The organism is Xanthomonas euvesicatoria pv. euvesicatoria (assembly GCF_020880415.1).
In the GTDB taxonomy this organism is placed as follows: Bacteria; Pseudomonadota; Gammaproteobacteria; order Xanthomonadales; family Xanthomonadaceae; genus Xanthomonas; species Xanthomonas euvesicatoria.
The window spans coordinates 60,903-71,696 of sequence record NZ_JAJIUJ010000038.1 but is presented as its reverse complement, the minus strand read 5'-3'; the positions used below and the strand labels follow the sequence as shown (position 1 = coordinate 71,696).

General features: G+C 66.0%; 9 protein-coding genes. 2 read left to right on the top strand and 7 right to left on the bottom strand.

Annotated features, from left to right (window positions below):
- Nucleotides 1-176: 176 nt before the first annotated feature.
- Nucleotides 177-371 carry a hypothetical protein gene (locus tag LN450_RS06300; RefSeq protein WP_008577231.1) on the top strand — a complete coding sequence of 65 codons (195 nt, stop codon included), beginning with the start codon at nt 177-179 and terminating at the stop codon, nt 369-371.
- A gap of 174 nt (nt 372-545) precedes the next feature.
- On the opposite strand, the gene LN450_RS06295 is transcribed toward LN450_RS06300, so the two are convergent.
- From LN450_RS06295 to hrcA, 6 genes are all read right to left on the bottom strand, one after another.
- Nucleotides 546-1,667, bottom strand: coding sequence for a prephenate dehydrogenase (locus LN450_RS06295; protein WP_011346957.1), 1,122 nt, complete (start codon nt 1,665-1,667; stop codon nt 546-548).
- On the bottom strand, nt 1,664-2,572 hold the full coding sequence (gene pdxY / locus LN450_RS06290) for a pyridoxal kinase (RefSeq protein WP_011346956.1): 909 nt from the start codon (nt 2,570-2,572) through the stop codon (nt 1,664-1,666). Before pdxY ends, LN450_RS06295 begins: the two co-directional genes overlap by 4 nt.
- Nucleotides 2,573-3,096: 524 nt before the next feature.
- Nucleotides 3,097-4,224 (bottom strand): molecular chaperone DnaJ, encoded by a 1,128-nt coding sequence (gene dnaJ, locus LN450_RS06285; protein WP_008577236.1) that lies wholly within the window; start codon nt 4,222-4,224, stop codon nt 3,097-3,099.
- Between the two features lie 160 nt (nt 4,225-4,384).
- Nucleotides 4,385-6,310, bottom strand: coding sequence for a molecular chaperone DnaK (dnaK, locus tag LN450_RS06280; RefSeq protein WP_011346955.1), 1,926 nt, complete (start codon nt 6,308-6,310; stop codon nt 4,385-4,387).
- Between the two features lie 141 nt (nt 6,311-6,451).
- Complete coding sequence (grpE, locus tag LN450_RS06275) at nt 6,452-6,970, bottom strand: nucleotide exchange factor GrpE (RefSeq protein ID WP_003483633.1); 519 nt, start codon at nt 6,968-6,970, stop codon at nt 6,452-6,454.
- Between the two features lie 98 nt (nt 6,971-7,068).
- Nucleotides 7,069-8,100 carry a heat-inducible transcriptional repressor HrcA gene (gene hrcA, locus LN450_RS06270; RefSeq protein ID WP_008577240.1) on the bottom strand — a complete coding sequence of 344 codons (1,032 nt, stop codon included), beginning with the start codon at nt 8,098-8,100 and terminating at the stop codon, nt 7,069-7,071.
- Between the two features lie 137 nt (nt 8,101-8,237).
- Here hrcA and recN point away from each other — a divergent pair, with 137 nt between their 5' ends.
- The gene (gene recN / locus LN450_RS06265) at nt 8,238-9,902 is read left to right on the top strand and encodes a DNA repair protein RecN (RefSeq protein WP_039418079.1); all 1,665 of its coding nucleotides are present in this window, start codon (nt 8,238-8,240) and stop codon (nt 9,900-9,902) included.
- A gap of 467 nt (nt 9,903-10,369) precedes the next feature.
- Here the strand turns inward: recN and fur are convergent, their stop codons facing one another.
- Nucleotides 10,370-10,780 carry a ferric iron uptake transcriptional regulator gene (fur, locus tag LN450_RS06260; RefSeq protein ID WP_005988392.1) on the bottom strand — a complete coding sequence of 137 codons (411 nt, stop codon included), beginning with the start codon at nt 10,778-10,780 and terminating at the stop codon, nt 10,370-10,372.
- Nucleotides 10,781-10,794 lie beyond the last annotated feature (14 nt).

The window sequence follows — 10,794 nt, the reverse complement described above, 5'->3', positions numbered from 1 at the left end:
TGGCCAAACACTGTCGCCCCCACGCCTGCCGAGCTCAACCAACAGGTCTTGCACACCTCACCGCATAACGACATCTGGGTAACACCTGCATGCGCATGCTCGCCGTACCGGCTTGGCGCCGGGCGTGCAGTCCATCGCGATCTGCACTGCAAACTCAGGAACTTTCGGAGGTGCGTATGTCTTTCCGGCAATTTCCCGCAATCGGTGCAGATGGCGAGCCTTACGTCATCATCGAATTTCGCGACGAGCAACAACCGCGCGCAAACCCGCAGTCGGCACCGCGTTACGAGCTTCCCGACGGTCGACATCTGCAACGTCAGGGGCAGCGGTTTGTCACCGACGGGGGCGAGCTACGCCTTTCCGCGCTCTAGGAACGGCAGCCAAACCCGCGCGTCGTCACCTCACAGCCTGGTCAAATTTTGACCACCCACTGCCCGACCCTTGCGCTGCAAGGGCCGTGCGCAGTTATCCACACGCTTGTGCAAGTTTCATCCACACCCTGTGTGGATGAAATCGACCGCTCTGGGGGTGGCCTGGTCACGCCACTAGGTGCCGGAACGCTCCAGCACCCGGCCGATCCCGCTTCGGTCGATCTCGCTCGCTGCCTGCGCCAATGCGGCACGATCGCTCGCCACCTCGAAGCCGATCCGGAAATGCAGTTCGCCAACCGGCGTGCGCGACGAGTGGATCGAGGACAGGTTCACTCCATGCCGCTCGAACACATGCAGCAAGGCGCGCAGCGAGCCGGGCTGGTCTTCGGGCAGATACACGCTCAGTGTCAGCGGCTCGGTGAGATCGGCCAGCAGGTAGCCCACGCGCTCGTAGGTGTAATTGCCTTCCGCAAGCGCGTCGTGCTGCAAGGCTTGCGCGTTGTCGTGCAGGAATTGGGTGCGGAACTGCGCACGCGCGGCATCGTCGCCCTGCGCCACCAAGGCACGCAGTTGCTGCAGCTGCTGCAGCAACCGGTCGAGCATCTCGCCCACATACGGGTTACCGAACTGGATGTCTTCGTAGATCGACGGGTTGAGCGAGAGAATGCGCGCGATCACCGCGGTATCCAGTTCGAACGATGCCGAGCGGTACGGCATCAGCGCACGCAGCTCGCCTAGCAGCGGTGCATAGTCGCGCAAGGTGCCGGCCTGCGCCAGGTGAGTGGCGTGCACCATCGCCTGCACCAACGCCATCACGCGGTCATGGTGCTCCGGCGTTGCATACACGCATTCGGCCTGCAGCGCGCTGCACAAGTTCTGCACCCACGCCGACCAGTGCTGCAGCCGCCCTTCGCAGACCACCATCACGCGCCCTTTCAAGGTCGGCGATTTTGGCGGTGCGGTCATCGGATGCAGGCCGACCACGTCTGCCTGCGAGGTCAGCATTGCTGCGACCGGCGCCTGTTTGATCGAGGTGACATCCAGCCACAGCTGCGCGGCAGCGCGTGCGCCGGCGAGTGCCACATACCGCTCGATCAATGCGGCGGTATGGCGAATCGGCGCGGCGAAAATCAGTATGTCAGCACGCTGCGCCAGTGTGGCTTCGTCCATGCTGCCGCTGTCGGCCGGATCGAACCCGATCACGTCCAGCTGCATGCGCGTGCGCAGGAACTGCGCCAGCCAGCGCCCGTACGCGCCGGCGATGCCGACGATGCCGACCACCGGCTGCGCGATCATGCCAATCGCTCGACAGCAAATCGCGGCGCAGCGGCCAGTGCGGCCGGCGCCGCGGCCAGCACGTCGAACTCCTCGAAACCTGCGGCCAGCGTCGCTTCCAGCGCGCCATGCACGCCGCTGAGCGCGTGTCCCACCGCCTGCTCGAACGGCACATCGCGCAACAGGAAGCCAATCAGCAGCGCCATCAGCACATCGCCGGTGCCTGCCACATCGACCGGCAGGTGCGGGCTGGCCCACCGATACACCGCCGCATCGCTGACTGCCAAGGTCACCAGCTCACCTGCGGCACCGGCCACGCTGTGTGCAAGTACCCATTGCGGCCCACGTGCCAGCAACGCGCGCGCGGCGGCGATGGCCTCGTCCTGCTGCAGGCTCGGCAAGCCGGTCAACCGTCCCAACTCGAACGCGTTGGGCGTCACCAGCCAGGCGTGCGGCAGCAAACGCTCGGCGAACACGCGCTCCAGCCCGGGTTCCACATATGGGCCGGTGTGCGTGTCGCCAATCACCGGGTCCAGGCAATAACGCAACTGCGGGGCCTGCGGCAAGGTCTGCTCCAGCCAGTCGGCGAAGGCTTCGCCGTTGGCCAGGCTGCCGAAATAGCCGGACACCAGCATGCGTGCACGCTGCGGCAAGCCACGTTCGCTGGCGCCCAGCAACAAATCCGCCAGCCAGTCGGCCGGCAGGATGCGCCCGCGCAGGGTCGCGTAAAACGGCGCGTTGCTTAGCAACGTGGTGGGTACTTCGGCCACACGCAGTCCCAGCGCGCGCAGCGGCGGCACCGCAGCGCTGTTGCCGGCATGGCCATAGACCAATTGCGATTGCACCGAAATCACGTCGATCGGCGAAGGGCCGTCCGGACGCTGGCGGCGACCATGGACGAGGTGGCTGTCGGTTGCATCGCTCATGCGGGCGGCCGTGCTGGAGAGATGGCACCGATTATCCGCGTAACCTTGCCAGGATGTCGTGGAGGAACGGCATCACCGGCAGTGGGCGCTGCCGAACAGCACGCCCCTGGTCTTGAACACATCATGGCCAGATGCCCAAGCCCGCCGGCGCAGCGTGAGTGGCAATACGCTCGTTGAGCAAGGTGAGACGCCAAAAGACGCCCGACCGATGCTGCAGGCCAATGGCCGAACTGCACGATCAAGGACTGGCGTTGGCTCGCTTGCGGGCAACAGCGTGCTGCGTCTGAAGGCAATGACGACGCGTCAAACACACACGTGCGATGTGCGGAGATGTCGCTGGAGATCTCGCAGTGGCGCTACTGAAACGCGCGCAGCTGCCCCGGCAATTCTCACGCTGACATCGCGTTGCATCCGCAACTTCAACGCATCGGCTGCATCGCGGGCAGCCTTCGGGACAACTCAAAAAAAGAGCCCGACGCGCAGCAAGCCGCACGCCGGGCCATCGTGACCTCATACGGCCTGGGTCAGGACGTCATCCGATCCCAAAACCCCTTGACGCCGTCGATGAAGGTGGCCGACTTGGGCGAATGCTTGCGTGCATCCTCGCCGGTGAACGTCGCTTCGAACTGCTGCAGCAGTTCGCGCTGGTCGGCAGTGAGATTGACCGGGGTCTCCACCACCACGCGGCAGTACAGATCGCCTTCGCTGCGGCTGCGCACCGAACGCACGCCCTTGCCGCGTAGACGGAACAACTTGCCGGTCTGGGTCTCGGCCGGGATGCGGATCTCCGCTTCGCCGCCCAGGGTCGCCACGCGTACGGTATCGCCGAGCGCGGCCTGCGAAATGCGGATCGGCACCTCGCAATGCAGATCGTCGCCGTCGCGCTGGAAGATCGCATGCTCGCGCACCCGCACTTCCACATACAGATCGCCCGGCGGCGTGCCGGCCGGGCCGGCCTCGCCTTCGCCTGCAAGACGAATCCGGTCGCCGGTATCCACGCCGGCGGGCACCTTGATCGACAGCACCTTGTCTTCTTCCACGCGACCGGCACCGTGGCAGGTCTTGCAGGGGTTCTGGATCAGCGTGCCGCGCCCGTCGCAATGCGGGCAGCTCTGCTGCATGGCGAAAATGCCGCGCTGGATGCGCACCTGGCCGCGCCCATGGCAGGTGCCGCAGGTCTCGACCTTGCCGTCTTCCGAACCGCTGCCGTGGCAGGGCGCGCATTCGACCAGCGTCGGAATCTCGATGCGGCGCTCGATGCCGGCGACGGCTTCTTCCAGATCCAGTTCCAGGACGTAACCAACGTCGGCACCACGTCGCGCAGCGCGCGGACCGGCGGCGCCACCGCCGAAAATATTGCCGAAGATATCGCCAAAGATATCTCCCATGTCCGGGCCACCCGGCCCACCGCCACCGCCCATGCCGTGCTCGAAGGCCGCATGGCCGTGCGCGTCGTAGGCGCGCCGCTTATTGCCATCGGACAGCACCTCGTAGGCTTCCTTGCATTCCTTGAACGCCGCTTCGGCAGCCGCGTCGCCAGGATTGCGGTCCGGGTGGTGCTTCATCGCACAGCGCCGGTACGCCTTCTTCAGCTCCTCGTCGCTGGCGCCACGGGCAACGCCCAGCACTTCGTAGTAATCGCGTTTGCTCATAAGCCGGGATTCGGGATTCGTGATTTGAGATTCGTTGAAACGCAAAAGCGGACAGCGTGTGCTGGTCCGCCCTGGCGACGCGACGCGTTAAGGATATCGGGACGGGAATCGGCAAGCTTTAGCGCTTGCCAATCCCCACTCCCGACTCCCAAATCACGGCTTACTTCTTGTCGTCCTTGACCTCGGTGAACTCGGCGTCCACCACGTCGTCGGCGGCCTTGGAGGCCTGGGCGTTGCCGCTGGCCGCATCGGCGTTACCGCCCTGCTCTGCCGCCGCAGCTGCTGCGTACAACGACTGACCGGCTTCTTCCAGCGTCTTGGTGCGTGCTTCGATCTGCGCCTTGTCGTCGCCCTTCATGGCGGTTTCCAGATCCGACAGCGCCGCTTCCACCTTGCCGATCACATCGCCACCGACCTTGCTGCCATGCTCGGTGATCGCGGTACGGGTGGCGTGGATCAGACCATCGGCCTGGTTGCGGGCCTGCACCAGCTCCTGGAACTTTTTGTCTTCTTCGCGGTTGGCTTCCGCGTCGGCGACCATGCGCTGGATCTCTTCGTCCGACAGACCCGAACCGGCCTTGATCTCGACCTTCTGTTCCTTGTTGGTCTTCTTGTCCTTGGCCGACACGTGCAGGATGCCGTTGGCGTCGATGTCGAAGGACACTTCCACCTGCGGCATGCCGCGCGGCGCCGGCTCGATGCCGGACAGGTCGAACTTGGCCAGCGACTTGTTGAAGCGGGCCTGCTCGCGCTCACCCTGCAACACATGCACGGTCACGGCCGACTGGTTGTCTTCGGCGGTGGAGAAGGTCTGCGAGGCCTTGGTCGGAATGGTGGTGTTCTTTTCGATGATCTTGGTGAACACGCCGCCCATGGTCTCGATACCCAGCGACAGCGGGGTCACGTCCAGCAGCAGCACGTCCTTGACGTCGCCGGCCAGCACGCCGCCCTGGATCGCCGCACCCACGGCCACCGCTTCGTCCGGGTTGACGTCCTTGCGCGGTTCCTTGCCGAAGAAATCGGCAACCGCCTGCTGCACCTTCGGCATGCGGGTCTGGCCGCCGACCAGGATCACTTCGTTGATGTCGCTGGCGCGCAGGCCGGCGTCGTTCAACGCGGTGCGGCACGGTTCGATCGACTTCTTGACCAGGTCTTCCACCAGCGCTTCGAGCTTGGCACGGGTCAACTTGATGTTGAGGTGCTTCGGGCCCGACGCATCGGCGGTGACGTACGGCAGGTTCACTTCGGTCTGCTGGCTGGACGACAGCTCGATCTTGGCGCGCTCTGCGGCGTCCTTCAGGCGCTGCAGCGCCAGCGGATCCTTACGCAGGTCGATGCCCTGGTCCTTGTTGAATTCGTCGACCAGGTACTCGATGACGCGGTTGTCGAAGTCTTCGCCGCCCAGGAAGGTGTCGCCGTTGGTGGCCAGCACTTCGAACTGCTTTTCACCATCGACTTCGGCGATCTCGATAATCGACACGTCGAAGGTACCGCCGCCCAGGTCGTACACGGCTATCTTGCGGTCGCCGCCGTTCTTGTCCAGGCCATAGGCCAGGGCTGCGGCGGTCGGCTCGTTGATGATGCGCTTGACGTCCAGACCGGCGATGCGGCCGGCATCCTTGGTGGCCTGACGCTGGCTGTCGTTGAAGTATGCCGGCACGGTGATCACCGCCTCGGTGACCTTCTCGCCGAGGAAGTCTTCGGCGGTCTTCTTCATCTTCTCCAGCACGCGCGCGGAGATTTCCTGCGGCGCCATGCGCTTGGCATCGCTGGTCTGCACCCAGGCGTCGCCGTTGTCGTGCGCCAGGATGCCGTACGGCACGTGCGAGATGTCCTTCTGCACTTCGCCATCGGTGAACTTGCGGCCGATCAGGCGCTTCACCGCGTAGAAGGTGTTCTTCGGGTTGGTCACGGCCTGGCGCTTGGCCGAGGCGCCGACCAGCACTTCGCCGTCCTTGGTGTAGGCGACGATCGAAGGCGTGGTGCGATCGCCCTCGGAGTTTTCGATGACGCGGGCCTTGCCGCCGTCCATGATCGACACGCACGAGTTCGTGGTGCCGAGGTCAATACCAATGATCTTGCCCATGGATACGCTCCTGATGATTCTGTAGCTGTGTCCGGCGACGCCGGGTCTGGCTGAGATGTGGGGGTGGTGCGCAGGTGTTCAAGCCACCGGCACACATCTGTGTTTCATGCCTGCGCCTGGCAGTTCAGCCGGCGCTGCGGTTCAGTCGTGCTTGGCCACGACCACCAGGGCCGGGCGCAGCAGGCGATCGTTGAGCAGGTAGCCCTTCTGGAACACCTGCACCACGTGGCCCGGCGCAACGCCCTCGGCCTCGCCCTGGCTGATCGCCTGGTGCTGGTCCGGGTTGAACGGCTGGCCGACCGGATCGAGCAGGGTCAGGCCGTTGTCCGCGGCCACTTTGAGCAATTGCTTGTAGGTCATGTCCAGGCCATCGCGCAGCGGGCTGGGCTCGGTGCCGGCGGCGGTGAGTCCCGCGTCCAGGCTGTCGAACACCGGCAGCAGCTCGCCGAGCAGCTTCTCGTTGGCGAACTTGCGCGCGTTTTCCACGTCGCGGGCGATACGCTTGCGCTGGTTTTCCAGGTCGGCGCGCTCGCGCAGGGCATCGGCCTTGACCAGGGCGATCTCGCTGCGCAGCGATTCGATCTCGGCCTTGAGCGGATCGGTCTCGGGCGGGTTCTGGGACAGGTCTTCGGAGTCGAATTCGGGGTGGTCTTGGTTCATATGCAGTTCCCGGGCAAGCGGAACGCCCGCCCCAACGTCACCCCGTATATGGGCGCCCGCGCGCGTTTCAAGCAAAGCATCGCGCCGATCGATGCCGGTTATCGCGTACCGGGCGACTCCATGGCCGCGCCCAGCACGTCGGCGGCGGTCTGCACCAGCGGAATCAGCCGGTCGTAGGCCATGCGTTTGGGCCCGATCACCCCCAGCACGCCCAGCACCTGGCCATTGGCGGCGTAAGGTGCAGTGACCAGCGAGACGTCTTCCAGCGACACCATGCCGGTTTCCTCGCCGATGAAGATGCGCACGCCCGGCGCCTGGATGGTGCGCTCGAGCAGCTGCAGGATCTCGCGCTTGCTGGCGAAGGCCTCGAACAGTTCGCGCAGGCGATCCAGATCCGACAGGTCCTGCACGCCCATCAGCCGGGTCTGCCCGGCCATCACCATGTCCTCGGCATCGGCCGGTACAAGCGCCTCGCTGGCCAGGTCCACGCTGTGCGCCAGCAGTTGTTCCATCTCGCTCTTGGCCATGCGCAGCTCGCGCAGCAGGCAGGCGCGGATGTCGGCCAGCGCGCGCCCGGCAAACTGCGCATTGAGGTAATTGGCCACCCGTTCCAGCTCGGCCGGCTCGTAAGCGCGGCGCGGCTCGATCACGCGGTTCTGCACCTCGTTGTCGGCAAACACCAGGATCGCCAGCACGCGGCGCGCATCCAGCGCCACGAAGTCGATATGCCGGAACGCGAACTGCTCGCGGCGCGGCGCGCTGACCACGCCGACGAAGTGGCTCATCGCCGACAGCATCTGCGAGGCGCTGCCCAGCAACGATTGCGTGCCGTTGCCGCTGGCCAGCTCCGCGCGCAGGCGGCGGACTTCCTCTTCGCCAGGCGGCTGCATCTGCACCAGGCTGTCGACGAACACCCGGTAGCCATGCGCAGTGGGCACGCGTCCGGCCGAGGTATGCGGGGAGCTGAGCAGGCCGACGTCTTCCAGGTCGGCCAAGATATTGCGGATGGTGGCCGGGCTGACGTCCAAACCCGCATGCTGGGCCAGCGTCTTTGACCCCACCGGCTCGCCGTCGCGGATGTAGCGCGCAATCAGGGTGCGCAGCAACTGGCGGGCGCGGGGGTCGAGCATTGGGGACTGGGACGCGCGCATGGGATCATCCGGTGAGACAGCGCATAGATAATGTCTGGCCCCGGGGATGGCAAGCGTCCGATTCCCCGTCTGCCCCTGCCACCCTAAGCTTCCCCAAAGCGTTCACACTCGACCTCATGCTCAGACACCTCTCGATCAAGGATTTCGCCGTTGTCCGTGCCACCGAACTGGAATTCGGGCCGGGAATGACCGTGGTATCGGGCGAAACCGGCGCCGGCAAGTCGCTGATGGTGGACGCGCTGGGCTTTCTGTCCGGGCTGCGCGCCGACAGCGGCGTGGTGCGTCATGGCGCCGAGCGCGCCGAACTGTCGGCCGAATTCCAGCTGCCGGCCGAGCATCCCGGGCTGCGCTGGCTGGCCGACAACGAACTCGACGACGAGGCGCAATGCCAGCTGCGCCGGATCATCCGCGCCGACGGCGGCTCGCGCGCCTGGATCAACGGCCGCCCGGTCACCTCCTCGCAACTGGCGGAACTCGCCTCGAAACTGGTCGAAATCCACGGCCAGCACGAGCACCAGGCGCTGATGGCCCGGCACAGCCAGCTCGCCCTGCTCGATGCCTACGCCCGCAACAGCGCCCAGCGCGAGCAGGTGCGCCAGGCCAGCCAGCGCTGGCAGGCGCTGCTGGACGAGCGTGATGCGCTCTCCGCGCAGGGCGATGTCTCCGACCGGATCGGCTTTCTGGAACACCAACTGGCCGAATTGGAACGCGAGGACCTGGATCCGGCCGCGATTGCCGCACTGGACGTCAATCACCGCCGCCAGGCCCATGCCACCGCGCTGATCGGTGCCTGCGACAGCGTCGCCCAGCAGCTCAACGGCGACGACGGCGCCAGTGCCCTGGGCCTGTTGCAGGACAGCCGCCACGATTTGTCGCGCGTGGCCGAACACGAACCGCGGCTGGGCGAAGTGGACGCGCTGCTGGACAGCGCCGTGATCCAGATCGGGGAAGCGCTGGCCCTGCTCGACCGTGTGCGCGACGACCTGGAGGCCGACCCGGCCCAGTTCGAGGCGATGGAGCGCCGCCTTGGCCGCCTGCACGACCTGGCCCGCAAACACCGCGTCACGCCGGACGAACTGGCCGCGCATCGCGACCACCTGAGCGCCGAAGTCGAGAGCCTGCGCGGCGCCGACGAGCGCCTGCAGCAGCTCGACAAGCACATCGAAATCGCCACCGGCGCCTGGCGCAGCGCGGCCGGCGTGCTCAGCGACAGCCGCACCGCCGCCGCCGAGGCGTTGTCGGCCGCGACCACCGCGCTGATCGGCGAGTTGGGCATGGGCGGCGGGCAGTTCCTGATCCAGCTACAGCCGCACGAGAGCCCCCGGCCGGACCCCAATGGCGCCGAACGGGTGGAATTCCTGGTCGCCGCCAACGCCGGGCAGCCCCCGCGCGCTTTGCGCAAGGTCGCCTCCGGCGGCGAGCTGTCGCGCATTTCGCTGGCCATCGAAGTGGCGGCGCTGGGCCTGGACAGCGTGCCCACCATGGTGTTCGACGAAGTGGATTCGGGCATCGGCGGCGCGGTGGCCGACATCGTCGGGCAGAAGCTGCGCGCGCTGGGCGAAGAGCGCCAGGTGCTGTGCGTCACCCACTTGCCGCAGGTCGCCGCCAAGGGCCACGCGCATTACCGGGTCAGCAAGGCGCCGGTGGACGGCATGACCCAGAGTGCGGTCGAACTGCTCGGCCCGCAGGCCCGCCAGGAAGAATTGGCACGCATGCTGGGCGGCGTGGAAGTGAGCAAGGAAGCGCGCGCGGCCGCCCGCAAGCTGCTGCAGAGCGCCTGAGCGGGTTCGGTCGTTCGCAAGCCAGTGCGAAGGGCTTGATCAGGGCAGCCGGCACTGTTGGTGCTGCTGCGCCGGTGCGCCGGTAGGGGTAATCACGCATGGCCCACCGACCCTGTCGATGCATGGGTTGCCGCTACCAATCGGCCACGTGGAGCTCCCTAGGCCGTCTCCATGCACTCAGGCAGCCTGGGCGGCCCCGCGACCGTCGTCCGCTTGCGAGAGGCGCCTTTCCACTGACACAACTGCCGGCCCTCGTCAGCGAGGTTTCCTCGCTCAGCTGACCCGCTCCCTCCCCGCCAGCCAAGCCCCAGCATTCGCCGACAAGGCTTGCTTACTCCCGCTCGCGGGGGAAGGTGCCCGAGGCTGATGGGGGAAGGTCGTGCATTGAATCCGCCAACACGCCCCCAGAACGCACAAGGCGGCCTGGGCCGCCTTGTAACGGTCATGGCTGCATGGGGACACCCAGCTCAGCGCGGACGCTTTTTGCGCACGTACAGCACCAGCGAGTGCTCTTCCAGTTCGTAGCCATGCTTGGCGGCGATCTGGCGCTGCAGCGCCTCGATTTCCTCGCTCTCGAACTCGATCACATGACCGGTATCCACGTCCACCATATGGTCGTGATGACCGCCGCGGTCCAGCTCGTAGACGGCCTGCCCGCCTTCGAAATTGTGCTTCAGCACCAGGCCGGCCGCCTCGAACTGGGTCAGCACCCGGTAGACCGTCGCCAGCCCGATCTCGTCGCCGTGATCGAGCAGTTGGCGATAGATGTCTTCTGCGCTGAGGTGATGCTGATTGCTCTTCTGTTCGAGCAGTTCCAGGATCCGCATGCGCGGATGGGTCACCTTGAGCCCGACTTTGCGCAGGTCGTGGGTTTCCATACGTTCTCCGTTCA

Excerpts from the sequence above, each read along its gene's own strand:
- pdxY (WP_011346956.1), bottom strand. The coding sequence starts at position 2,572 with ATGAGCGATGCAACCGACAGCCACCTCGTCCATGGTCGCCGCCAGCGT.
- recN (WP_039418079.1), top strand. The coding sequence starts at position 8,238 with ATGCTCAGACACCTCTCGATCAAGGATTTCGCCGTTGTCCGTGCCACC.
- hrcA (WP_008577240.1), bottom strand. The coding sequence starts at position 8,100 with ATGCTCGACCCCCGCGCCCGCCAGTTGCTGCGCACCCTGATTGCGCGC.
- fur (WP_005988392.1), bottom strand. The coding sequence starts at position 10,780 with ATGGAAACCCACGACCTGCGCAAAGTCGGGCTCAAGGTGACCCATCCG.
- dnaJ (WP_008577236.1), bottom strand. The coding sequence starts at position 4,224 with ATGAGCAAACGCGATTACTACGAAGTGCTGGGCGTTGCCCGTGGCGCC.
- grpE (WP_003483633.1), bottom strand. The coding sequence starts at position 6,970 with ATGAACCAAGACCACCCCGAATTCGACTCCGAAGACCTGTCCCAGAAC.
- LN450_RS06295 (WP_011346957.1), bottom strand. The coding sequence starts at position 1,667 with ATGATCGCGCAGCCGGTGGTCGGCATCGTCGGCATCGCCGGCGCGTAC.
- LN450_RS06300 (WP_008577231.1), top strand. The coding sequence starts at position 177 with ATGTCTTTCCGGCAATTTCCCGCAATCGGTGCAGATGGCGAGCCTTAC.
- dnaK (WP_011346955.1), bottom strand. The coding sequence starts at position 6,310 with ATGGGCAAGATCATTGGTATTGACCTCGGCACCACGAACTCGTGCGTG.